We start from the raw sequence: 22,395 nt of genomic DNA on the forward strand, positions 1-22,395 counted from the left end.
GCATTGTCCAGCGAATGCAGCTGCAACTCGTAGTTGAACAGCCGCCCTAATTCTTCACCGCCGCCCATGTCCTTGAGCAACAGCACCTCAGGTCCCAGGGGGCTGGTGACTTTGGCCAGGCGTGAGGCTTGGTTGAATAGCATCGGTTGTCCTTATCGCTGCCGCAGTCCATTTGACGCTGCGCAAGATTGCCGGCTTTTGACGTTGAAGATCAAGCGATCGCGCCCTTTGATAGCTCGTGCACAGGCATGAAATCGCCAGAGTAGTGACGCTGATCGCATAATGTAGTTCGTTGCTTGAGGCAGAGGAACCCGGTTCTTGATTGTTACCAGGCATTACTTGAATATCTGCTCCTTCGCGCGTCACCTCACGTCCATGGAAAGCGATTACTGTGACCTCTTACCGCATTCAAGAAGCCGATCTCGAAATCCCCGATACCTGGCAGGACCAGAGCATCAATATTTTCAAGCTGCCGGCAGTCGGCCCTGCTAAAGAAGCCAGTTTCGTCATCAGCCGCGATACCACTCAGGGCGATGCTCCTTTTGCCGAGTACGTGGACCGCCAACTCAAAAGCGCGGAGCAGCAACTGCCGGGCTTCAAGCTGGTTCAGCGCTGGGACACCGTACTGCATGGGCACACCGCTACATTGCTGGACTACACCTGGCAACGCGAGGGGCGCGACCTGATGCTGCGCCAGGTGTTCATCGAGCGTAAACCATCCGTGGTGATCACCACTTTGACCACCACACCGAACGATTTCGCCTATCACGAGCCGGCCTGGAAGGTGGCGATGCATTCGTTCAAGCCACAGCCTCCGATCATCTGAGCATCCATACGTCCCACTGAGCAGTCATACACATCAGTCAGGTAGATGCGCGCAATGGATGCACAGGCTGCAGCACGTCTGGGTGACGAAATAGCCCACGGGTTCGGGTTGGCCGCGATGGTCGCCGGAGCCGTGGCCGGTGCCTTGATCGGCGCTGCGGTCGTTGCCGCGACGGTTGCCACGGGCGGCGTGGCCCTGGCGATCATGGCCGGCTCGATTGCGGCTGGCGGCTTGTCGATGTTCCAGATCGTCAAGGGCCTCTCCACAATCTTCAACCTGCCCGAGCCCACCACGGGGGCGTTGATAATGGGCAGCTTCAACGTCTACATCAACAGCCGCAATGCCATGCGGGCGGGTGAAGACACTTCATCTTCCTGCACCGGGCTGCCGATGAACCATCCGATCTGGCCCTTCCCGGTGCTGATCGCCGAAGGCAGCGCCACGGTCTTTATCAACGGCAAGCCGGCGGCGCGCTTGCACAGCAAAATGGTCTGCGGAGCCCACATCAAGAGCGGCAGCCCGAATACGTTCATCGGTGGGCCGACGGTGTCGGTGGCGTTTGTCCTGGATCTTGAAGGGTGGATGCACACTGGGCTGGAAGTGTTGGGGTTGTTGGCGGCAGGTGCTGCGCTGGTCATGGCCGCCATGGCGGGTATCGCCGTGCTCGTCGAGTTCGTGGTGGTGGGCGGGCTGATCGTAGGGGGGATGGAGCTTCTCGGTGATTTAGGTGACCGCCTGGGGCCTGGCTATCGGGACCTGCTGCAAGGTGTCGCCGGCATGGCCATGCTGGGGCTGAGTCCGAAGATGGCGAAGGCGGCCAAGCCTGCCGAACTGCCGCCGCCCAAGTACAAGCCTGGCGTGACCGAGGCCGATATCCTGGCCATGCCGAAGGGGTCGCGACCCGACGCCGACACGTACCTGTCACCGCAGTATGTGAAAGAACACTTGGCCCAGTTCGAGAACGGTGCCTCGCGCTTCACCACCAAGGCCAACCTGGACAAGTACGGCATCGCCCAGCGCGACGGCACGACGTTCCTGATGCCCAAGGCTGAAGCCGATCAATTGATTGCCAATGCCAAGGGCGACAAGCGCGCATTGGAGAAGGCCCTTGGGCTACCAGAAAATACCCTGGAAAGTAGTACTCTGGTGCGGGTCGACATCCCCGCGCCTAAAGACATGAACCTGCGGATTCCTTCAGGTAACGAGGCCGGCGCCAACGAATTCTGGATCCCTGGCGGCAAGCTGCCGACCGGTGCCAGCGAGGCGGTCATCGATGCCGGGGGCATTTTGCCCAAAGACTTCAGTTGGACGCCATTATGACGGTAGAGGTAGGCAAATCATGAAATTTCAAGATGTTCTGGTCAGTCGCGAACACATGTTCTGCGTGGGTATCGAACAGGATTCGGGTCGATTCTATGTCTCCATACCGGTGAGCAACGGCATGGCCGACTACGAGGAATATTATGAAATCAATCAGGCGACCTTCGAGCTGTTCAAGCGTGACCCGGATGCGGCGCTGCCTTTTGTGGCGCGTTGCAGGAAGCGTGAGCTGGACGAGCTATTGATTGTCCAACCGGGAACGAACCGCGGCACCGCCATCTGATCGTCGAAGGGCAGGGGGAACGGTGGGAATTGAATTGAGTGCCTTCGCCAGTCGGGATGTGTTCCTGGACTACGCCTACGAAGCGGTCACCTTCCGTTGGGACCCTCGCACCGGGACCGTATTCAGGAAGTTTTACGGTGCTGCCGAAAGCGAACAATCGGTTCCCGCGGACAATAGGCTGTACAACGACGCCGTCTTGTATGGTCGCGAGATTTCCAAAGAACAATACGCGAAGGGCTTTGATCGCCAATGAGCATTCTGGACGCTGCAATCGCCCTGGCTTCAAGGGTCCACGCGGGCCAGGTGGATAAGGCCGGCAAGCCCTACATCCTCCACCCGTTGCGCCTGATGATGAAGTTCGACGGGCTTGAAGAGCAACTGGTCAGCCTGTTGCACGATGTGGTCGAAGACGGCGATGTCACGCTGGATGAGCTGCGCGGGCTTGGCATTCCCGAGGTTGTGGTGACGGCTATCGACTGCTTGACCAAGCGCAAGGGCGAGTCCTATGAACAATTCATCGCCCGGATTCGGCCCAATCCACTGGCGACCAAAGTGAAAATAGCGGACATCCACGACAATCTTGACCTCACTCGGCTGCCCGTCGTGCGAGACAAGGACCTGGAACGCGCCGCGAAATATCATCGGGCATTGCGTTACCTGCAAGAGCAATGAATCATGTCGCCGCCGTCTGCTCGTTGAAGGACAACGCGGCAAGACCGGCGCTGCGTTCGCTCTGACCGTGCCCAGCGATCTCTGGTCATCGATAACTCTCCTGTGCAGTCATACAACCAGTAAGTTGGATTTTCGCAATGGATGCACAGGCTGCAGCACGTCTGGGTGATGAAATAGCCCATGGCTTCGGGTTGGCCGCGATGGTCGCCGGTGCCGTGGCCGGTGCCTTGATCGGCGCCGCGGTCGTAGCCGCGACGGTTGCCACGGGCGGCGTGGCGCTGGCGATCATGGCCGGCTCGATCGCGGCCGGCGGCTTGTCGATGTTCCAGATCGTCAAAGGCCTGTCGACCATCTTCAACCTGCCCGAGCCCACCACGGGGGCGTTGATAATGGGCAGCTTCAACGTCTACATCAACAGCCGCAATGCCATGCGGGCGGGTGAAGACACTTCATCTTCCTGCACCGGGCTGCCGATGAACCATCCGATCTGGCCCTTCCCGGTGCTGATCGCCGAAGGCAGCGCCACGGTGTTCATCAACGGCAAACCCGCCGCACGCTTGCACAGCAAAATGGTGTGTGGCGCGCACATCAAGACCGGCAGCCCGAATACGTTCATCGGTGGGCCGACGGTGTCGGTGGCGTTTGTCCTGGATCTTGAAGGCTGGATGCATACAGGGCTGGAAGCGTTGGGAATGTTGGCCATGGGGGGCGCAGCGATTCTCGCGGCCATGGCTGGCGTGGCCGCTCTGGTCGGTTTCGTGGTGATCGGCGGCACGATGATGGCTGGCATGGCGTTGCTGGGGGATCTGGGGGATCGCTTGGGGCCGGGTTACCGGGACCTGCTGCAGGGCGTCGCGGGAATGGCGCTTCTGGGCCTGGGCCCGAAAATGGCGAAAATCGGTACGGCGCCCAAGCCGCGCTCGGTGAGCTTCAAACCGGGCTACACGTCAGAGGATATCGCTGCGATACCCAAGTTAAGCCGGCCCAATCCTGCCGATTACCTTGAGGCCTCCTATATCGACAAGCACCTCAAAGTCTTTCAGGATGAAGGCGGTGCGTTTCTGTTTACCCCCGATGACATTGCCAACCCCATGTATGGAACCTTTAGCGACACTAAGTACGTCATGGCCAAGTCAGACCTGCACGGTGTGGTCGCCGAGTTTAAGAAAACCGGTGATCTTTCGATTCTGGAGACCGCTTTGGGTTATGAACCGGGCAGCTTCACCGGCAAGGAGATTTACATGATGAACCTGGACAATCCCAAGGTTGTCATGCCCTCCGGTAACGAGCGCGGAGCGAACCCGTTATGGCGCCCTGGCGGCCTGACCCATCCCGGCGGTATGCGTGAAGCGGTATTGGATAAGGTGGCCATCCCACACAATAACGACATCAATTTCCTGCTCGCGAACCCGGATGTAGTGAGAATCCAATGAGTGCCACCCTAGATAATGTATTGCTGCTGGCCCTGGCCAATGACGAGCTGGATAAATTCCTCGTAGGCGAGCCGTTCTACTTTCAAGAAGCCAAGAATGATTATGAGGAACCGCAGAACATCGTTGCGGCTTTCGATTTGCTGGTGCTGCGTTATTGGCAACAGACTCGCGATCCCCAGTTCCCTGTGCGCTGGGTGACGGCTTTGCTCAAGATTCTCGCGACCTACCCTGATCGTAATCGGGCAATTTATGTTGCGGCGTCGTGGGTCTGGTACTACCGGTTTTGCCTGAGCAAAAAGCAGGCACAACCCGAGGGGCTTTATGCCGACCTGTTCGAGGTCGATATGGGGGCCGTGGCGCTGGCCCTTCAAAGGCAACTTGAGCTCAACAAGGCTGAGCTTGTCCAGGATACGCGTTGGGCGGGTGGTAGCTGGAACAGCCAGAACGGCCTGTGGGGGCCGTTGATGCGGACCGCCCTTGTCGTTCGGGATAAGCTGGGCGGCCCTGACTTCGTACCGGCTAATCTCTGAGTGGTTAATGATGTGCTGAGGGCCTATGTGGCAACAGCGGACGGTGATTTGATCCATGTTCGAATCATCGATAAAGCGCTGGACTCGCCCCTGCGCGTTATCGGGTTTTCGAATGCGGCAGAGAAAGATATCTACGTTTTGCAGGTCGCGCACAACACGCAGAAGGCAAAGGTATTCGATGCACTCCGTTCATTGGGCGTGGCCTTTTCGGCGGGCAAGGAATGGTGCCCCTCCGAAGTTTTTGAATATCTTCGTGACGAGCAATTGCTGAGCGGCAAATACTTGCGCGTCGCGTGGACGCAGCCCGGTCAATACCGGCTTACGAACGAGTGAAACTTCAAGATGCCTGGGTCCACCGGGCACACAGGTTCTGCGTGGGTGGCAACGATGAACCCGTGGCGAGGGAGCTTGCTCCCGCTTGAGTGCGAAGCGCTCACAAAAAGGGGCGGCTACGCAGCCCAGCGGGAGCAAGCTCCCTCGCCACGGTTATTCCGGCCATGAACCTCAGTGCTTGGCCTTTGCCGGGAAAAAAGCTTTCACCGCCGCGTCGATCACACCCTTGATGCCCTTGCCCTTGGCATCCACTTCGCTTGCGCCACCGGAGTTGAGGTCCAAGCGGCCGCCGGTGTCGATGTTGCCATTGCCACTGGCGTAGATATTGAACGCAGTGCCCGAGATATTGATCTCGCCACTGGCATTGAACTCCAGCACGCTTTTGCCGCACACCAATCGAATCTGCGACCCCGCCTCCACGAGGTACTGGGTGCTGATGCTGTCGCTCTTGGCTCCACCGACAAGCAATGCGTCGTTGCGCTGTACTGCCCGCAGTCGGTCTTGGCCAATCCGTACGGTTTCGTTGTGGCCGATGCTTTTGTTGCGGTCGTGGCCCACCGAATGGCTTTCATCCACCTCGACCACGATGTCCTGGTTGCGCTCGGCATGGATGTACAGCTGCTCGGCGCCTTTCTTGTCTTCCATGCGGATTTCGTTGAAATTCGCTGGCGTGCCGCCTTTGCTCGAACGGCTTTTGGTGCCGCTCTGAGTGGCATTGGCAGGCAACGCATAGGGCACGGTCTGTTCGGCGTTATACACGCGACCGGTGACGATCGGCCGGTCCGGGTCGCCTTCGAGGAAGCTGACGATCACTTCCTGCCCAATGCGCGGGATCTGCACCGAGCCCCAATTCTTGCCGGCCCAGGCCTGCGACACACGAATCCAGCACGAGCTGTTTTCGTTGGATTGGTCGTGCCGGTCCCAGTAGAAATGCACCTTCACCCGGCCAAACTGATCGGTCCAGATTTCCTCGCCCTTGGGGCCCACGACCAACGCGGTTTGCGGGCCCTTGACGATGGGGCGGTGGGTAGTCGCCAGTGGGCGATAACTCTGCTGGGCGTCGATGCAGGTCAAGCTGCTTTCGAACTGCGCGGTCGGCGCGCCGCCGCCGGTCTCGCCGCTTTCCTGGGAAAGGTAGTAGCGGGCACCGACGATCAGGTATTCGCGGTTCTGGTCCTGGCGGCTGAAGCCGGTGAGGCTGAACAGATGCCCCGAGCCCAGGCCCCGGGCGTTGCCGGCCAGTTCCACCTGTTCGTGCAGGCTCTGCAAGGCTTCGATGCGGGTGCGGGCGTAGTGTTCGCCATCGGTGCTTTGCACGTAAGTGCCGGGGTAGTCGTACAGCGGATAGTCGCCAGCCGTGTGTGGGCGTGGCATGGCCGAGCGCACGTCGATACGTGCGCTGGGGCGTTGGAAGTCGTAGTCGTTGAGCTCAAGCGAACCAGGCTGGACTTCCTGGGCCAGGTGCCAGTCGTGAATGTGATCCCGCTCGCGCTGCTGCTCGTTCTTCGGGTAGTAGGGCACCGAGCCGTAGCCGGGTGCCTTGGTGTGGGCGCCGTAGGCGTCAGCCAGCACCAACACATGGCGGCCCTGCTCATGGCGGAAGAAGTAGTAGATGCCTTCCTGTTCCATCAAGCGGCTGACAAAGTCGAAACTGGTCTCGCGATACTGCACGCAGTATTCCCACTCACGATAGGTTTGGCTCAAGGCGTCTTCGAAATCGGAAAAGCCCAGGTCGCGGAACACCTGCTTGATGATCTGCGGGATGGTCAGGTTCTGGAAAATCCGGCAATCGGAAGTGCGGGTCAGCAGCCACAACCACGGTCGCAGTGTGGCTTGGTAACTGGCGAACTGGCCCTGGTCGACGTTCTGGCTGCAACGGGCGACGATGCCATGGAAGTAGCGCTCACCACCGCCATCGAGCTGCAGGCTCACGCACATGGGCTTGCCAAGCAGCTGGTTGAGATCGATGGCATTGTCCAGCGAATGCAGCTGCAACTCGTAGTTGAACAGCCGCCCTAATTCTTCACCGCCGCCCATGTCCTTGAGCAACAGCACCTCAGGTCCGAGGGGGCTGGTGACCTTGGCCAGGCGTGAGGCTTGGTTGAATAACATCGGTTATCTCATTGTGATAATGGCTGCGGCGCTGATTGGAACAACTGTGGGAGCGAGCTTGCTCGCGATGGCGGTATGTCAGTCAACATGGATGTTGAATGTGACTGCGCTATCGCGAGCAAGCTCGCTCCCACGGGGTTTTGCAGTGTTCCTTACCGTCAGGCCGCGTCGCTGAAATCGTATTGCAGTTCGTTATCCACCGCGCTGATCCGCACGCCGGCCAAGGCTTTGCCTTCGAGCATGCGGGTCAGGAACTCGCGGCTCATGTCCGGCAGCAGGCTGTTGGTCAGGATGGTGTCGATCATGCGTCCGCCGCTTTCGGTTTCGGTGCAACGCGAGACGATCAAATCGATCACCGCGTCGTCGTAGTCGAAGGCGACTTTGTGGGTGCTCTCCACGCGCTTCTTGATGCGGTTGAGTTGCAGGCGGGTGATGGCCTTGAGCATTTCGTCGCTGAGCGGGTAGTACGGGATCGTCACCAGGCGGCCCAGCAAGGCTGGCGGGAAAATCTCCAGCAGCGGTTGGCGCAGGGCCTTGGCGATTTCTTCCGGCTCCGGCACGTTCTGCGGGTCTTTGCAGACGTCGGCAATCAGCTCGGTGCCGGCGTTGGTGGTCAGCAGGATCAAGGTGTTCTTGAAGTCGATCACCCGGCCTTCGCCGTCCTCCATCACGCCTTTGTCGAACACCTGGAAGAAGATTTCATGCACGTCCGGGTGAGCTTTTTCCACCTCGTCCAGCAGCACCACGCTGTACGGTTTGCGCCGCACGGCTTCGGTCAACACGCCGCCTTCGCCGTAGCCGATGTAACCCGGTGGCGCACCCTTGAGGGTGGACACGGTGTGGGCTTCCTGGAACTCGCTCATGTTGATGGTGATGACGTTCTGTTCGCCGCCGTACATGGCTTCGGCCAGGGCCAGGGCGGTTTCGGTCTTGCCCACGCCGGAGGTGCCGGCGAGCATGAACACACCAATCGGCTTGCTCGGGTTGTCGAGGCCGGCGCGGGAGGTCTGGATGCGCTTGGCGATCATCTGCAAGGCGTGGTCCTGGCCGATGATGCGTTTTTTCAGGTGCTGGTCGAGGTTGAGCACGGTTTCCAGTTCGTTGCGGGCCATGCGGCCCACCGGGATACCGGTCCAGTCGGCGACCACCGAGGCCACGGCCTGGTAATCCACGGTCGGCAGGATCAGCGGGGTTTCGCCTTGCAGGGCGGTCAGGCGCTGCTGCAGGTCCACCAGTTTCTCGCGCAGGGCGTGGCTTTCGTTGTCGGCAGCTTCGCTGGCGTCTTCGCTGTCTACCACGCCGACGCGCTCGCGTAAGGTGGCGCGGGTGGCGAGCAGTTCGTCCACCAGGGTTTTCTCTTCGGCCCAGCGGCTTTCCAGCTCGGCCAGGCGTTCGCGCTCGGCGCTCAGCAGGCTTTCGGTCTGGGTCTGGCGAGTGCCGATGACCACGCCGATGGCGTGTTCACGGGCGATGATTTGCAGCTCGGTTTCCAGTGCTTCGATGCGCCGGCGGCTGTCGTCCACCTCGGCCGGCACGGCGTGCAGGCTGATGGCGACGCGGGCGCAAGCGGTGTCCAGCAGGCTCACGGATTTGTCCGGCAGCTGGCGCGCGGGAATGTAGCGGTGGGACAGCTTGACCGAGGCTTCCAGGGCTTCGTCGAGGATCTGCACCTGGTGGTGTTTTTCCATGGTCGAGGCCACGCCGCGCATCATCAGCAGCGCCTTGTCTTCCGACGGCTCGGCCACTTGCACCACTTGGAAACGACGGGTCAGGGCCGGGTCTTTCTCGATGTGCTTCTTGTACTCGGCCCAGGTGGTGGCCGCCACGGTACGCAAGGTGCCACGGGCCAACGCCGGCTTGAGCAGGTTGGCTGCGTCGCCCGTGCCGGCGGCGCCACCGGCACCCACCAGGGTGTGGGCTTCGTCGATGAACAGGATGATCGGCTTGGGCGAGGCCTGGACGTCTTCGATGACCTGGCGCAGGCGCTGTTCGAACTCGCCTTTCATGCTCGCGCCGGCCTGCAACAGGCCCACGTCGAGGCTGCGCAGTTCCACGTCCTTGAGGGCCGGCGGTACGTCGCCGGCGACGATGCGCAGGGCGAAGCCTTCGACCACGGCGGTCTTGCCCACGCCGGCTTCACCGGTAAGGATCGGGTTGTTCTGCCGGCGGCGCATGAGGATGTCCACCAGTTGGCGGATCTCTTCGTCACGCCCGACGATCGGGTCGAGCTTGCCGCTGCGGGCCTGCTCGGTGAGGTCGACAGTGAAGCGCTTGAGGGCTTCCTGTTTGCCCATGGCGCTAGGGGCCATGGCGCCGCTGGCTTCGCCCGGCACGGCACCGGCATTGAAACCGTCGCTGGCGGTCAGGGCGTTTTCCGGCGAGTCGCCGACGTATTCGTCAAAGCGTTCGCTCAGGGCCTCGACCTTGACCTTGTCGAACTCCGACGACAGCCCCAATAGTGCGTGGCGCAGGCTCGGGGTCTTGAGGATGCCCAGCACCAGGTAACCGGTGCGCACCTGGCTTTCGCCGAACATCAGGCTGCCGTAGACCCAGCCGCGTTCCACGGCTTCTTCCACGTGGGACGACAGGTCGGTGATCGACGTCGACCCCCGTGGCAGACGGTCGAGGGCTTCGGTGAGGTCACGGGCCAGGCGCGCCGGCTCGATGTTGAACTGGCGGATGATGCGGTGCAGGTCCGAGTCCTGCAGTTGCAACAACTGGTGAAACCAGTGGGCCAATTCCACATAAGGGTTACCGCGCAACTTGCAGAACACGGTGGCGGCTTCGATGGCTTTGTAGGCCACGCTGTTGAGTTTGCCGAACAACGCGGCGCGACTGATTTCACCCATGCTCATGGCTCCTTGAGGTCTGTGAGGTGTTGGCCTGTTCGGCGTAATGCCGGGCCAGTATTAGATCGTTGGCATCGGTTTCGGGGCGACCCAGCCAGGTATTGAAGCCCAGGCGGAAGCGACCATTGAGTTGCAGTGCCGGGACTTCGGGTTGTGCCAGGACCAGGTTCAGGTCCCAGTCCAATTCATGCCCCAGGTATTCGGCGACCCAGGCCACCAGCTCGTTGAACGGTTGGCTGCCGGGCAGCATGCCCATGTAGTCAACGAGCTTGAGTGGCCCCAGGCGAATGCGGAATTTGTGTTGGCGATCCCACACGAAGCGGCCCAGGCAGAAGTCCACGCCCAATTGATGAGCGCTGACCCCGACGCGGCTGCGTTCGGGCAATTCCAGCCATTGGCCGACGTATTCTTCGATCTCCACCGGCAGGCCGAAGTACTCGCTGAGGATTGCCTTCAAGCCGTCCGGGTAGCGGGTTTGCGCCGACAGGTGGCCGCTGTAGTGCAGCTTCGCCGTGTCGGGGATCAGCCCTTGTTTGAGCAGGCTCGGCATGCCCCGGCCGCTGAGGGCGGCCAGGCGCGCCGACCAATAGTCATCGTCCGGGCGATCGTGGCTGACCGTCGGCCGCGCTTCGGCCCAGGCCCGGTAAAACAGGCTGAGCAAGCGGTGGTGAAACACATCGAGAAAGCGCTTGCTGGTGCTGTCGCCATTGTTGCGCTGGCGTTCGCGCACGTATTCGGTGATGTGCAGCGGCATCGGGCCGTTGGGGCCGCCGAGGCCGAAGAAGAACTGCTCCAGGCGTGCCGGGGTGCCGTCGCTGCCCGGTTGCACCGAGGCCAGGGTCGCCGGGGCGAAGGTGCAGTCGGCCTGCTGGCCGAGGCGCAGCGGGTCATCGGCCAGGCGCAGAGAATGGCCCAGGCGCGGCAGCTCGGGGGATTCGCACTCGATGCGCCGTAGCGCCTGGAAGAAGTCGTATTCCCAGGGCTCCTGGTGCATCGCCTCCAGGGTACTCACAGGGTCGGACGACGTCCGGGCTTGGCTTTCCATCGCATGATCTCGCCGCGTTCGGTGGTACGGATCACCGTCTCGGTAAAACTGTTGATCGACACGTAGCGTGCCAGGAAGCGCTCGAACACGGCGCCGAGCAGGAACACTCCGGTGCCGCGAAACGCGTTTTCATCGAATTCCAGGGTGATCTCCAGACCACGCCCGAACACGATCGGGCCGGGCATCGGCAAGCGCCGGGTGCAAGCCTTGCTGCTGACTTCGCGCAGGCCTTCGATCTGCAATTGCAGCGCCGCATCGTTGCTGTCGCCGTACAGGCGCAGCAGTTCGCGCAGGGCGGCGGCGCCTTGGCCTTGTTCGCTGAGGGACAGGTAATTCAGCGAGAGCTGGCTGATCAGGCGCCAGGCCTTGGCATCGTGGGCATGGCTGGCCCGTGGGCGACTGGGACCTGCCACGCAACGCACGGCGCCAACCGGCGCACTGTCGGCGAGGGTGAAGTCGGTCTTGCCGTTGCCCACGCTCATGAACAACGGCAGGTCGCGGTTGGTGCACAGCGCGGTCACGCCCAGTTGGCGCAGGTCGTGGCGATAAGGCGCTTGCTGGCTGTCCACCAGGTTGACGAAGGTTTCGCTGCCGATGTAGGTCGAGCGTGGGCCGTTGCGCCGCTGGTCGCTGGACAGCACACGGGGTTCGCGCCGCACCGTGTAATAGGCCTGGTCGCGGCCATAACGGGACGGATCGCGTACGGCGTAGAACGGCAGGAACGGCTGCTCCGGCCCGGTGCCGTGGCCAGTGAGGCCGTTCAGCGAATGCACTTCGAAATCCATCGGTCGGGTACGGTCGGCGATCACGTGGTGTTCGTTGACCCGATCCGACAAGTGAATGCGATCCAGGCGCTTGGGGAACAGGTTGATGGCCGGGGTGCAGAACGGCAGGAACTGCGAAGCGCCGACGCTGCCTTCCAGGCTCGGATCGTGCCGGTCGAACAGCACGATCAGCTCCAGTTCCTGGCCGTCGCAACGCTTGACCGCGCGGCTCAACTGGGTGAAGTCGACAAACAGGAAACGGTGGGGCAGGGCGAAGTATTCCTGCAACAGGCGATAGCCCTGGAAGGCTCGCGGCACCACCGGCAGCGCGGCGTCGGCATCGTCGAAGCCGCGCGAGCGCAATGCATCCTGCGGCAGGCGTTCCACCCAGTCGCCGCCGGGCTTGCGGGCGAACACCGCGCAGGCATTGCCCAGCAGTTGTTCGTAGAGGCGGAAAGGCTGTTCGTCGGCACCGCTCAAGTACAGCGGCAGGTTGTCCAGGGCCAGGCTGTTGAACGGCAGTTCGGCGCCGGTGCGCAGTGTGAGGCGCAGGCCGGCCTTGGCTTTCGGCTCGCTTGCAGCCAGGCGTCCGAGCACGGCGGAGGGGTTGCCGAAGTACTCGGCCTGGCTGACCTGCAACGGCCACAACGTCACCGCGTGGGCGGTGCGGTACTCGCAGCAGGTCTGGGTTTCACGCCCCAGGGCGGCACGCAGGACCGTATCGCGCGGCAGCGGGAAGCCACTGCTCAGCGAGCCTTCGTCCGGGTCGGCCTGCAATTGCACCACGGTCATCGACGGTGTCGGCGCCAGGTAATGCGGGTAGGCGATTTCCAGCAGGTTGTGGGTGAAGGTCGGGTACTCGGCGTCGAGCTTGAGCTGCACCCGCGCCGTCAGGTAGGCGAAGCCTTCCAGCAGGCGCTCGACATAGGGGTCGGCGCAGTCCATGCCGGACAAGGTCAGCCGACTGGCGATCTTCGGGTATTCCTTGGCGAACTCCGCCGCGCTTTCGCGCACGTGGTGCAGTTCCTGGTTGTACAGCTCCAGCAGGCGTGGGTTCATGAGCGTCTCCGCTGGTCGGCGTTGACCACGCGCACATGGCCGGTTTCCAGGTCCAGGTCGGTTTGCAGCATCAGGCGCAGCGGCACCGGCTGGGCCCAGAGATCGCCTTCGATCTCGAAACTCAAGGCGTTGTGGTTCATCTCGGCCGTCGCCCGGGCGCGCACGCGCAGGGTGTGGCGCAGGATTCGCGGCTCGAACGTGGCGATGGCCTGGTGGATCAGCGTTTCCAGGGCCGAGACATCGACGTTCGACGCGCTGTTGCCGGCCAGTGCCGGCAGGCCGAAATTCACCACCGAGGTGCCCGCCGGGGTGTGCAACGTGGCATCGGCGCTGAGCAATGAGGTGGTGTTGAGCAGCCACGCCAGGTCACGCAGCACGGAGGCTTTCAATTGGGTCAGGGACAGCACGCGTTTGTCGGCGCTTTCCTTGGGATTGGTCGGATCGTCGTCGGTCAACCGGTCCAATAGGGATGGCTGGAGGCGATCGCGGGTGGCGATTTCGGTTACCAAGTGAAAAGGCCTGTGTAATTCTTCTGGTCACCTGTGCCACCCATGCAGCTGGCGCGGCGAGCGATTATCGAGGGTTCGAGTTGCCCATTGACCAGGCGTATGGCGCGGTACTCGGAGTGACATTGCGGACTGTTCTGAGCCGCGGTCGAGAAATGAAGAACAATGACAATAGGCACCTTGCCAAAGGTCTCGACATGAGATTTGCCTTGTCTGTCTACCGTGAACTGGCAGGGCCATGGCAGGTCGAGTGGCATTAGCGTCTGGTCTGGTTTGCGTAGCGCGCAGCGTTGTTGGTCATCGACCAGCGTCAACTGTTGCCCGCCCATCACGACGACTTGATTCACCGCTGCGGTTGAAGTTGCCGATGAGGCTTGCTGCCCGGCACAGGCTGTCAGGCTCGAAAACAGGCAGCCAATCAATACAGCGCAACGAGCCTTGTTCATAAAAGCTCCCAGAACCAGATCGCCCTGGATCGATAGGCCGGATCGTCATACCCGAGGGTCAGGCCACGGTTCCAGAGGTCGATATGGTCGCCGGTGCGACCGTCCGAAGACTCTCCCAATTGCTGGAAGCAATCCTTGAAGAAAATCAGGCCGGTCTTGTCTTGCAGCTTGCGTCGGTCCGCGGCAGTTCCGCCGAGGATCAACGGGCGGCCCAGGTGATGTTTCCACAACCAGTTCGCCAGCGATTCGGCCCCCCTGGCGTGCTCATGTGCACACTTGGGTTCGGTGTAGGTGGACTTGTTGACCTTGATGGTCAGCTCTGTATTGAGCGTGATGCTCATGCGGATAGCGCACTGGTTTGCCCACGGACCATCACAGGGTTTCGCGTCTGGGTAGGTCACCAGCAGATCGGAATAGGCTTTCCACAGATTGATAAACGAAGGCTTGGCCATGACTCACACCGCGCTGTAAAGGATTGGATTCGAGCAAGCACCAAACACCCCCGGCGCGTGGCACCGGGGGCGTGTTCGATTACACCTTGACGTTCTGACGGATGTTCCAGCCGAACTTGACCGGACCGCCTTCCTTGGTGCCGTCGGCTTTCTGTGGCTGGTAGTCCACCAGCACCTTGGCGAAGTTCAGGGTGACGTTTTCGGTCAGGCGATCATCGCCGCCCGAACCGCCGGTGCTCAGGGACGTAACCAGCACTTCTTCCAGGTTGATGATCATGTACTCGACCTGGCTTTCACCGCCGGCCTTGCGCACGGTCAGCTTGACCTTGTCGATGTGCTTGCCGCTGGCGCAGTGCATCATCAGGTTCGGCGACGCCTTGTCGACGTACTTGGTCAGGGACAGGTCCTGGACGTTGACCTTGCCCGCACCACCGCCGCTGCCCACGTGCATGTTGCCGGACTGGGACATGCCCCAGCTCCAGTTCAGGACATCGATCTCGTCCTTGTGGGCCTTGTCCATGGACTCGCCCTTGATGTCGCCGATCTTGATGAAAATATCAACAGCCATGTTTTCTCCCTGTGTGGTTTCTAACCACATTGTTTGGTTGACGCTGACCTTGCGAAATCTGTGAACTCAATGAAGATCTCTTGTGGACCACTCTGTGGCGAGGGAGCTTGCTCCCGCTTGGGTGCGCAGCGCCCACAAGAAGGGGCCGCTACGCGACCCAGCGGGAGCAAGCTCCCTCGCCACAAAGGGCCTCCACAGGAAAGCCCATTTCAACGGTTGTTTATGCGCCCTTGGCCGACGGCAGTTTCGATACCAGGCGCAGCGACACGGTCAGCCCTTCGAGCTGGTAGTGCGGACGCAGGTAGAACTTGGAGTTGTAGTACCCCGGGTTGCCTTCGACTTCTTCGACGATCACTTCGGCGGCAGCCAACGGGTGCTGGGCCTTGGTGGTCTCGGTGGAGTGCGCCGGGTCACCGTCGACGTAGTTGAGGATCCAGTCCTGCAACCAGCGCTGCATCTCGTCCTTCTCTTTGAAGGAACCGATTTTGTCGCGCACGATGCACTTGAGGTAATGGGCGAAACGGCAAGTGGCGAACAGGTACGGCAGGCGCGCCGCCAGGTTGGCGTTGGCGGTGGCGTCCGGGTCGTCGTATTCGGCGGGTTTCTGCAACGACTGGGCGCCGATGAACGCGGCGAAGTCGGTGTTTTTCTTGTGCAGCAGCGGCATGAAACCGTTCTTCGCCAGCTCCGCTTCACGGCGGTCCGAGATGGCGATTTCGGTCGGGCACTTCATGTCCACGCCACCGTCGTCGGTCGGGAACGTGTGGGCTGGCAGGTTTTCCACTTCACCGCCGGACTCCACGCCACGGATGCGCGAGCACCAGCCGAAGTGTTTGAACGAACGGTTGATGTTCACCGCCATCGCGTAAGCGGCGTTGGCCCAGGTGTACTTGGAGCTGTCGGCACCGTCGGTGTTTTCTTCGAAGGCGAAGGCTTCCACCGGGTCGGTCTTGGCGCCGTACGGCAGGCGCGCCAGGAAGCGTGGCATGGTCAGGCCGATGTAGCGCGAGTCTTCCGATTCACGCAGCGAGCGCCAGCCGGCGTATTCCGGGGTGGTGAAGATCTTGGTCAGGTCGCGTGGGTTCGACAGTTCCTGCCACGAGCCCATGCCCATCACGGTCGGCGATGCCGCAGCGATGAACGGCGAGTGCATGGCCGCGCAGACTTTCGACAGTTCGCCCAGCAGCTCGACATCCGGTGGCGACTGGTCGAAGTAGTAGTCGCCTACCAGGCAGCCGTAAGGCTCGCCGCCGAACTGGCCGTATTCTTCTTCGTACATCTTCTTGAAGATCGGGCTCTGGTCCCACGCGGTGCCCTTGAATTTCTTCAGGGTCTTGTGCAGGTCGGTCTTGGAGATGTTGAGCACGCGGATCTTGAGCTGCTCATCGGTCTCGGTGTTGTTGACCAGGTAGTGCAGGCCACGCCAGGCGCTTTCCAGTTGCTGGAAGTCGGGATGGTGGATGACCTGGTTGACCTGGGCGGTGAGCTTGGCGTCGATGGCGGCGATGATCGATTCGATCGACTTGATGGCGTCGTTGGACACCAGGTCGGTCTGCGCCAGGGCCTGTTCGGCCAGGGTACGCACGGCGGTCTCGACGGCTTCGCGGGCGCGCTCGGTCTTGGGTTTGAATTCTTGCAGCAGCAGGGACGCGAACTCGCTGGTTTCTTCGGTTGCGCCCAGGTTTTGCACGCCTTCGCGGGCTGTATTGTCAGTCATGATCATTGGTCCTGTGCTGGCTTCGGCGCGCTCGCCAGGGCCTGCAACAGCGCTGGGTCCTTGATCGCCTTCATGATGATTTCTTCGGCGCCGGTCTTGCCGTCCATGTAGGTCAGCAGGTTGGCCAACTGGGTACGCGCTTCGAGCAATTTGTTCAGCGAATCGACCTTGCGGGCCACGGCCGCCGGGCTGAAGTCGTCCATGCTTTCGAACGTCAGGTCCAGGCTCAGGTTGCCTTCGCCGGTCAGTTCGTTAGGCACATGAAACGCCACGCGCGGCTGCATGGCCTTGAGGCGCGAGTCGAAATTGTCGACGTCGATCTCGAGGAACTTGCGATCAGCCACAGGGGCCAGAGGCTCGGCGGGCTTGCCGGCGAGGTCGGCCATTACCCCCATGACGAAGGGCAACTGGACCTTTTTCTCGGCGCCGTAGAGCTCGACGTCGTACTCGATCTGCACTCGAGGCGCGCGGTTGCGCGCGATGAATTTCTGAGAACTTTGCTTCGCCACGTTGCTGCTCCTGGTCGCTTGAGCGACGGTGTTGGCGTCATCGGGGGGGCCGGTGACGTGACTGCGTGATCCGCTCGCTTTTTATTCGCTGTCTGGGCCGCGCAGGTTTTCAAATTGACTCATGCCGTCGGGAATCAGGTTGCGTACGATGGCCGCGAAGTCGGCGTGCACCAGATTCTTGGCCCGGTTCAACAGCACCGGCAGCGGGCTGGAGGGCTCATGACGGGTGTAGTAAGCGAGAATCCGGTCCAGGCTGCGCAGCACGTCGTCGCGGTTGTTGATGTCGCCGCTGACGGTGCTGGTGCTGTTATTGGTGTTGCGCGGTGAGCTTGTGACATTTGCATGCTCAGTGGGCGCTGGGCTGTTGTCGCTGACGGAATCGGCCTGGGCGCTGTCGCCACTCTGCGGGGCGAACTGGCCGAGAATCTGCAGGGCCATCTTCAACGGTTGCTTCAACGGGCCGAGGTCCACGCCTTGGGCGGAACCGACCTGGTCGCTGACCTGCTGTTCGATGGTTTCGGCGGCGCTGCGGGCTTCCTGCAGGGCGGCACGGATGATTTCCAACTGTTCGGGGTCGCTGTCGAGCAAGGCCCCGGCGAGCTGTTCGGCACCGAGGTTCTCATCCGGGAAACTTTGCAGGCCGCTGGCGTTGGCGGCGGCGCGCAGGCTGACGGCGCCGAAGGTCCGCGAGCGGACCAGGATGCTTTCGCGCAGCAAGCGAATGGTGACGTCGGACGTCAGGCCGGCGAGGGCATTGATGCGCACAGTGGGGTCGTTGTCGTCATCGGCGTCCAGGCGCGGATGTAACTCGGCCCAGTATTGCTTGAGCAGTTCGCTGATCAGCGTCAGCACACGGGCCATGCCCGGCAGGCCTTCGAGGGCCAGGGAGCTTTGCAACAGGAAATGGGTGATGCGCAGGTCTTTGCTGCGTTGCAGCAAGTCCAGGCTCTGCTGCTGGATGCTGCGCCATTCAGGAGGCTCGGCAGGCAAGATCGAATCGCCCATGCTGCGCTCGGGCTGGCCCCGGGAGTCGCGTTCCAGGCGCAAGAAATCCGCGTCATATTCCAGATCTTCACCGCACGGCGAAGTCGCGGAAACGGCGGCGAGCAACAAAGGCACATCCACTTGGATCGATCTCCCTATCACCCGCTGAAGAAGTCGGGCAGTTCACACGCAAGTTTCGGATGAAACTCGCATGTTCCTTGACGGTAATGGCCTTTTAAATCCTAAGTGATTTTAAAGTGCCATCATCTATATTCAAGAAGTTGTGCATTTTTGGTGTAGTACTTATCGCTTGTCAAGGTAAGCTATTTCACCAGTGTAGCCCCTCTGTAACAGTTGTGATGCGCTTAACAGCCTGCTCGACCCATCGGTCGAAGCGGCAACTGACGTGGGGTTTTTGTCACGCAAGCCGGTTATGATCAGCAATCATGCTGGCAAAAAGCCGTTTCGCGGTGGTTGGCAAGGTTGTTGGTGGGTAGTCGGGGCTTCAATCCTCACTTCACCCGCCCGCGCGCGAAGTATTCAGCAAGGAGGCAAGATGCCGCTGTGTTTGACTATCACTAGTTATCACAAGATTACCCCGGGCCAGTGTTCTGAAAAGTCCATGGATCAGGGGGTGATGGCAATTGGCCGTAATTCCGATAATGACTGGGTATTGCCGGACCCTGAGCGTCTGGTTTCCGGCAAACATTGCGTTATCCAATACAAAGATGGGCGTTATTACTTAACCGATAACAGCACTAATGGTGTGGAATTGGTCAAGGCCGGTGTTCGCCTGCGCAAGGGCAACAGCGAACCCCTGCAAGACGGCGAAGTGATCCGCATCGGTGATTATGAAATCCAGGCGCGCGTCGATTTCAGCCTGCCAGTCACCGACAGCAACCCGTTCGCCGAATCGCCCAGCACTTTCGAGGCCTTGATGGGGCGCCAGGGCGCCGCGGTGCATGCGCCATCGCCGCTTCATACGCCATCGCCGATTCCAGTGGCTGCGCCTGCGCATTTCCAGGGCGGGTCGGCCATGGACACCCTGCCGGACCTGTTCGATTTCTTGAGCCCGAGCAGTGTCCCGCCGGCCACCCAGCCTGACCATGTGCCGGCCGAGCAGCACAACTTCCGCCCGCCGACGCCAATTCCCCGGCCGAGCCCGCCGCCCGTGGTGGCGCCGGTGATACCGCCGTCTGCCTCAATGATTCCGGACGACTGGGACCCCTTTAGCGACAAGCCGGTGGCGGTGGCCCCGCCGCCCGTGACCCCGCCGCCTGTGCCGCTGCCGCCCGTGGTTGAGCCGGTCGCGACGCCTGCCCCGCAGGCTCCGCTCGCCGACATCTTTGCTGAAATCAGCGCACCGCCGCCGGCCCCCGTGCCTGAAGCGTCGGTCACCCGCGTCGAGCCCCCGGTCGCACCTCCGGTTGCTCCGGTTGCTCCGGTTGCTCCGGCCGAGGCCGCCCAACCCGACTTGCTGCAAGCCTTCCTGCGCGGTGCCGGGCTGGACCAGTTGCGCCTGGACAAGGCCAACGCCGAAGCACAGATGGAAAGCATCGGCCGCAGTTACCGGTTGATGGTCGAAGGCCTGATCGATGTATTGCGCGCCCGCAGTAGCCTCAAGGGGGAGTTCCGCATCCAGCAGACGATGATCCAGCCGGTGGAAAACAACCCGCTGAAATTCGCCCCCAACGTCGATGAGGCCCTGTTGTTGCTGTTGCGCCACGGCAATCAGGCGTTCATGGCCCCGGACGCGGCGGTGCGTGACAGTTTCGATGACTTGCGGGCCCACCAACTGGCGGTGATGGCCGGTGTGGAAGCGGCCATCAAGCATTTGCTGGGGCGCTTTGAGCCGGCGCAACTGGAAGAACGCATGGCCAAGCCCGGTGGGCTCTCGGGTATTTTCAGTGGCTCGCGACAGGCCCAGTACTGGCAGCAGTTCACCGAGCTCTACAGCAACATTTCCCGGGAAGCCCAAGAGGATTTCCAGGACCTGTTCGGTCGCGAGTTCAGCCGCGCCTACGAAGAACACAGTACGCGACAGCGACGCCGCTAAGCGGCGCCGTCCCATAACAAGATTGATCGGCACACAACGGATAGCTCAAACGTCATTGAGGACGCAGGATGATTCCCAGGTTTTTACTCGCAGTTGCCACCGTGCTTCTGCTGACGGCGTGCGCCAAGGATGCGGCCAACCCCCAGCCCGAAGAAGCTGAGGCCGACACCGCCGCCATCGAGCTGCACTTTCACGCCATTGCCGGCCTCAACCCCGGCGCCACCGGCCAGCCGGCCCCGGTCCGGGTGCGCATTTTCGAACTGAAAAATGCCGCGACCTTCGGTCGTGCCGATTATTTCGCCCTCGCCGAACGGGCCCAGGCAACGCTGGGTGCCGACCTGATCGACCAGGACGAGGTGCTGATCCAGCCCGGCCAGCAATTGAGCCTGCAACGCGACCTCGATCCGGCCACGCGGCATATCGGAATACTGGTGGGCTATCGCGAACTGGACCAGTCGCTGTGGCGCACGGTGATGAATGTCCCGGCGCGCGAATACACCGAATACCAGATCAGCCTCGATGTGCGCGCCGTGCGCAGCGCCGTCGTCGTCCCCCCATCCAGCCCTGCCCAATAAGCAATCGGAGCCCCCATGTCCTGGAACAATCGCGTGGTCTGGTCGGAAGGCATGTTCATTGGAACGCAGCACTTCCAACAGCATGACCGTTACCTGGAAAACCTCATCGACGCACGCAGCCGCCCGTTGTCGGCCGGCGCCTGGGGTTTTTCCGAATTGCTGATCGACCAGGGCCTGTTGGCCCAGGGCAAGCTGGCGATCATCTCGGCGCGCGGCCTGTTGCCGGACGGTACGCCCTTCAACATTCCCCAGGATGACCTGGCGCCCACCCCGCTGAACGTCGATGACAACCTGCGCGATGGCCTGGTGTACCTGGCCCTGCCGCTCAAGCGCGCCGGCGCCCGGGACACCGTGGACGAAGGCGAAGACCTCGGCGCTGCACGTTATGTGAGCCAGGTGTGCGAAGTGCGCGACGACAACGCACCGTTCGAAAACCGCGCACCGGTGGCCCTTGGCTCGCGGGCGCTGCGGCTGCTGACCGAACAGGATGGCATCGGCGACTACGCCGCCATCGGTGTGGTGCGTATCAAGGAAAAACGCGCCGACCGTGCCCTGGTGCTCGACGACACCTACATCCCGCCACTGCTGGATGTCATCGCCTCCAAACCGCTGGCGGCGTTTCGCAGTGAACTGCTGGGCCTGCTGCATCAACGCGGCGAAGCCTTGGCCGGGCGGGTGGTAGCGTCCGGCGCCGGTGGCGCCTCGGAAATTGCCGATTTCATGCTGTTGCAACTGGTCAACCGCGCCCAACCGCTGATCCAGCACCTGAGCCAGTTGAGCCCACTGCATCCCGAACGTTTCTACAGCGAGCTGGTAAGCCTGGCCGGGGAGTTCTCCACGTTCACCGCGTCCGGGCGACGACCGCAGCCATACCCGCCATACCAGCACGATGACCTGGCGCTCAGCTACGCGCCGGTGATGCAGGCCCTGCGTGAAGCCCTGTCGATGCTGATCGACAGCAAGGCGACGCCGATTCCGATTGTCGAGAAAGCCTACGGCATCCACGTGGCGATGCTGGCCGACAAGACCCTGCTCGACAGTGCCAGCTTCATCCTGGTGGTGCGCGCCGACGTGCCGGCCGAGACCCTGCGCGGCCGCTTCGGCCAGCAGAGCAAGGTCGGTTCGGTGGAGCACATCCGCGATCTGGTCAACCTGCAACTGCCGGGCATCGGCCTGCTGCCGTTGCCGGTGGCGCCAAGGCAGCTGCCGTACCACGCCGGCTCCACTTACTACGAGCTCGACCGCGGCAGCGATCACTGGCAGCAGCTGAGCAACTCTGGCGGCTTCGCATTCCACATCGCCGGCCAGTTCCCAGGGCTGAACCTGGCCTTCTGGGCGATCCGAGGATAAATCGCG

General features: G+C 61.7%; 22 protein-coding genes. 11 read left to right on the top strand and 11 right to left on the bottom strand.

All coding sequences use genetic code 11. The features are described 5' to 3' along the window. The first annotated feature begins 391 nt into the window (after positions 1-391). From BLT00_RS06890 to BLT00_RS06925, 8 genes are all read left to right on the top strand, one after another. Positions 392-826: a DcrB-related protein gene (locus BLT00_RS06890; RefSeq protein WP_063323759.1), complete on the top strand. Its 435-nt coding sequence runs from the start codon at positions 392-394 to the stop codon at positions 824-826. 54 nt (positions 827-880) lie between these two features. Next, positions 881-2,146, top strand: a complete 1,266-nt coding sequence (locus tag BLT00_RS06895) for a PAAR domain-containing protein (RefSeq protein ID WP_063323760.1) — start codon at positions 881-883, stop codon at positions 2,144-2,146. Positions 2,147-2,165: 19 nt separating this feature from the next. Continuing rightward, on the top strand, positions 2,166-2,429 hold the full coding sequence (locus BLT00_RS06900) for a hypothetical protein (RefSeq protein WP_092151234.1): 264 nt from the start codon (positions 2,166-2,168) through the stop codon (positions 2,427-2,429). Positions 2,430-2,463: 34 nt separating this feature from the next. Continuing rightward, positions 2,464-2,682, top strand: a complete 219-nt coding sequence (locus BLT00_RS06905) for a hypothetical protein (RefSeq protein ID WP_256572623.1) — start codon at positions 2,464-2,466, stop codon at positions 2,680-2,682. Beyond that, the gene (locus BLT00_RS06910; RefSeq protein ID WP_092151240.1) at positions 2,679-3,101 is read left to right on the top strand and encodes a GTP pyrophosphokinase; all 423 of its coding nucleotides are present in this window, start codon (positions 2,679-2,681) and stop codon (positions 3,099-3,101) included. Before BLT00_RS06905 ends, BLT00_RS06910 begins: the two co-directional genes overlap by 4 nt. Positions 3,102-3,238: 137 nt before the next feature. Beyond that, positions 3,239-4,534 (top strand): PAAR domain-containing protein, encoded by a 1,296-nt coding sequence (locus BLT00_RS06915; protein ID WP_092152514.1) that lies wholly within the window; start codon positions 3,239-3,241, stop codon positions 4,532-4,534. After that, complete coding sequence (locus BLT00_RS06920) at positions 4,531-5,064, top strand: hypothetical protein (RefSeq protein ID WP_092151222.1); 534 nt, start codon at positions 4,531-4,533, stop codon at positions 5,062-5,064. The genes BLT00_RS06915 and BLT00_RS06920 overlap by 4 nt, the downstream gene beginning before the upstream one ends. Positions 5,065-5,076: 12 nt before the next feature. Beyond that, positions 5,077-5,397 carry a hypothetical protein gene (locus tag BLT00_RS06925; RefSeq protein ID WP_256572763.1) on the top strand — a complete coding sequence of 107 codons (321 nt, stop codon included), beginning with the start codon at positions 5,077-5,079 and terminating at the stop codon, positions 5,395-5,397. Positions 5,398-5,568: 171 nt separating this feature from the next. On the opposite strand, the gene BLT00_RS06930 is transcribed toward BLT00_RS06925, so the two are convergent. The 11 genes from BLT00_RS06930 to tssA form a co-directional block, all read right to left on the bottom strand. Continuing rightward, a complete protein-coding gene (locus tag BLT00_RS06930) occupies positions 5,569-7,509 on the bottom strand; it encodes a type VI secretion system Vgr family protein (RefSeq protein WP_092152515.1) in 1,941 nt (646 codons plus the stop codon). A gap of 158 nt (positions 7,510-7,667) precedes the next feature. Beyond that, the gene (gene tssH, locus BLT00_RS06935) at positions 7,668-10,358 is read right to left on the bottom strand and encodes a type VI secretion system ATPase TssH (RefSeq protein ID WP_092148352.1); all 2,691 of its coding nucleotides are present in this window, start codon (positions 10,356-10,358) and stop codon (positions 7,668-7,670) included. Further along, on the bottom strand, positions 10,351-11,403 hold the full coding sequence (tssG, locus tag BLT00_RS06940) for a type VI secretion system baseplate subunit TssG (protein WP_092148349.1): 1,053 nt from the start codon (positions 11,401-11,403) through the stop codon (positions 10,351-10,353). Before tssG ends, tssH begins: the two co-directional genes overlap by 8 nt. Then, positions 11,367-13,226 carry a type VI secretion system baseplate subunit TssF gene (gene tssF / locus BLT00_RS06945; protein WP_092148346.1) on the bottom strand — a complete coding sequence of 620 codons (1,860 nt, stop codon included), beginning with the start codon at positions 13,224-13,226 and terminating at the stop codon, positions 11,367-11,369. The genes tssG and tssF overlap by 37 nt, the downstream gene beginning before the upstream one ends. Continuing rightward, entirely contained in the window at positions 13,223-13,735 is a 513-nt protein-coding gene (gene tssE, locus BLT00_RS06950) for a type VI secretion system baseplate subunit TssE (protein ID WP_003206934.1), read from the bottom strand. Before tssE ends, tssF begins: the two co-directional genes overlap by 4 nt. Beyond that, positions 13,729-14,178 (bottom strand): hypothetical protein, encoded by a 450-nt coding sequence (locus BLT00_RS06955; RefSeq protein WP_092148343.1) that lies wholly within the window; start codon positions 14,176-14,178, stop codon positions 13,729-13,731. Before BLT00_RS06955 ends, tssE begins: the two co-directional genes overlap by 7 nt. Next, entirely contained in the window at positions 14,175-14,630 is a 456-nt protein-coding gene (locus BLT00_RS06960; RefSeq protein WP_063323772.1) for a T6SS effector amidase Tae4 family protein, read from the bottom strand. Before BLT00_RS06960 ends, BLT00_RS06955 begins: the two co-directional genes overlap by 4 nt. A gap of 79 nt (positions 14,631-14,709) precedes the next feature. Next, entirely contained in the window at positions 14,710-15,198 is a 489-nt protein-coding gene (locus BLT00_RS06965; protein WP_003206927.1) for an Hcp family type VI secretion system effector, read from the bottom strand. A 220-nt stretch (positions 15,199-15,418) separates the two neighbouring features. Then, on the bottom strand, positions 15,419-16,915 hold the full coding sequence (tssC, locus tag BLT00_RS06970) for a type VI secretion system contractile sheath large subunit (RefSeq protein WP_063323773.1): 1,497 nt from the start codon (positions 16,913-16,915) through the stop codon (positions 15,419-15,421). A 2-nt stretch (positions 16,916-16,917) separates the two neighbouring features. Further along, on the bottom strand, positions 16,918-17,424 hold the full coding sequence (gene tssB, locus BLT00_RS06975; RefSeq protein ID WP_003177230.1) for a type VI secretion system contractile sheath small subunit: 507 nt from the start codon (positions 17,422-17,424) through the stop codon (positions 16,918-16,920). A gap of 81 nt (positions 17,425-17,505) precedes the next feature. After that, the gene (gene tssA / locus BLT00_RS06980) at positions 17,506-18,549 is read right to left on the bottom strand and encodes a type VI secretion system protein TssA (RefSeq protein WP_092148340.1); all 1,044 of its coding nucleotides are present in this window, start codon (positions 18,547-18,549) and stop codon (positions 17,506-17,508) included. Positions 18,550-18,964: 415 nt separating this feature from the next. On the opposite strand from tssA, the gene tagH reads away from it, so the two are divergent. From tagH to tssK, 3 genes are all read left to right on the top strand, one after another. Beyond that, positions 18,965-20,464, top strand: a complete 1,500-nt coding sequence (gene tagH / locus BLT00_RS06985) for a type VI secretion system-associated FHA domain protein TagH (protein WP_092148337.1) — start codon at positions 18,965-18,967, stop codon at positions 20,462-20,464. Between the two features lie 68 nt (positions 20,465-20,532). Next, the gene (tssJ, locus tag BLT00_RS06990) at positions 20,533-21,039 is read left to right on the top strand and encodes a type VI secretion system lipoprotein TssJ (protein ID WP_003206918.1); all 507 of its coding nucleotides are present in this window, start codon (positions 20,533-20,535) and stop codon (positions 21,037-21,039) included. Between the two features lie 15 nt (positions 21,040-21,054). Further along, on the top strand, positions 21,055-22,389 hold the full coding sequence (gene tssK, locus BLT00_RS06995; protein ID WP_063323776.1) for a type VI secretion system baseplate subunit TssK: 1,335 nt from the start codon (positions 21,055-21,057) through the stop codon (positions 22,387-22,389). Positions 22,390-22,395: the final 6 nt, after the last annotated feature.

The organism is Pseudomonas sp. NFACC51, from assembly GCF_900103575.1.
GTDB lineage: Bacteria > Pseudomonadota > Gammaproteobacteria > Pseudomonadales > Pseudomonadaceae > Aquipseudomonas > Aquipseudomonas fluorescens_Q.

What these genes read in the sequence shown, in the direction of transcription:
- BLT00_RS06895 (WP_063323760.1), top strand. Translation starts at nt 881, where the DNA reads ATGGATGCACAGGCTGCAGCACGTCTGGGTGACGAAATAGCCCACGGG.
- BLT00_RS06900 (WP_092151234.1), top strand. Translation starts at nt 2,166, where the DNA reads ATGAAATTTCAAGATGTTCTGGTCAGTCGCGAACACATGTTCTGCGTG.
- BLT00_RS06910 (WP_092151240.1), top strand. Translation starts at nt 2,679, where the DNA reads ATGAGCATTCTGGACGCTGCAATCGCCCTGGCTTCAAGGGTCCACGCG.
- BLT00_RS06915 (WP_092152514.1), top strand. Translation starts at nt 3,239, where the DNA reads ATGGATGCACAGGCTGCAGCACGTCTGGGTGATGAAATAGCCCATGGC.
- BLT00_RS06920 (WP_092151222.1), top strand. Translation starts at nt 4,531, where the DNA reads ATGAGTGCCACCCTAGATAATGTATTGCTGCTGGCCCTGGCCAATGAC.
- BLT00_RS06930 (WP_092152515.1), bottom strand. Translation starts at nt 7,509, where the DNA reads ATGTTATTCAACCAAGCCTCACGCCTGGCCAAGGTCACCAGCCCCCTC.
- tssH (WP_092148352.1), bottom strand. Translation starts at nt 10,358, where the DNA reads ATGGGTGAAATCAGTCGCGCCGCGTTGTTCGGCAAACTCAACAGCGTG.
- tssG (WP_092148349.1), bottom strand. Translation starts at nt 11,403, where the DNA reads ATGGAAAGCCAAGCCCGGACGTCGTCCGACCCTGTGAGTACCCTGGAG.
- tssF (WP_092148346.1), bottom strand. Translation starts at nt 13,226, where the DNA reads ATGAACCCACGCCTGCTGGAGCTGTACAACCAGGAACTGCACCACGTG.
- BLT00_RS06955 (WP_092148343.1), bottom strand. Translation starts at nt 14,178, where the DNA reads ATGAACAAGGCTCGTTGCGCTGTATTGATTGGCTGCCTGTTTTCGAGC.
- BLT00_RS06960 (WP_063323772.1), bottom strand. Translation starts at nt 14,630, where the DNA reads ATGGCCAAGCCTTCGTTTATCAATCTGTGGAAAGCCTATTCCGATCTG.
- BLT00_RS06965 (WP_003206927.1), bottom strand. Translation starts at nt 15,198, where the DNA reads ATGGCTGTTGATATTTTCATCAAGATCGGCGACATCAAGGGCGAGTCC.
- tssC (WP_063323773.1), bottom strand. Translation starts at nt 16,915, where the DNA reads ATGACTGACAATACAGCCCGCGAAGGCGTGCAAAACCTGGGCGCAACC.
- tagH (WP_092148337.1), top strand. Translation starts at nt 18,965, where the DNA reads ATGCCGCTGTGTTTGACTATCACTAGTTATCACAAGATTACCCCGGGC.
- tssJ (WP_003206918.1), top strand. Translation starts at nt 20,533, where the DNA reads ATGATTCCCAGGTTTTTACTCGCAGTTGCCACCGTGCTTCTGCTGACG.
- tssK (WP_063323776.1), top strand. Translation starts at nt 21,055, where the DNA reads ATGTCCTGGAACAATCGCGTGGTCTGGTCGGAAGGCATGTTCATTGGA.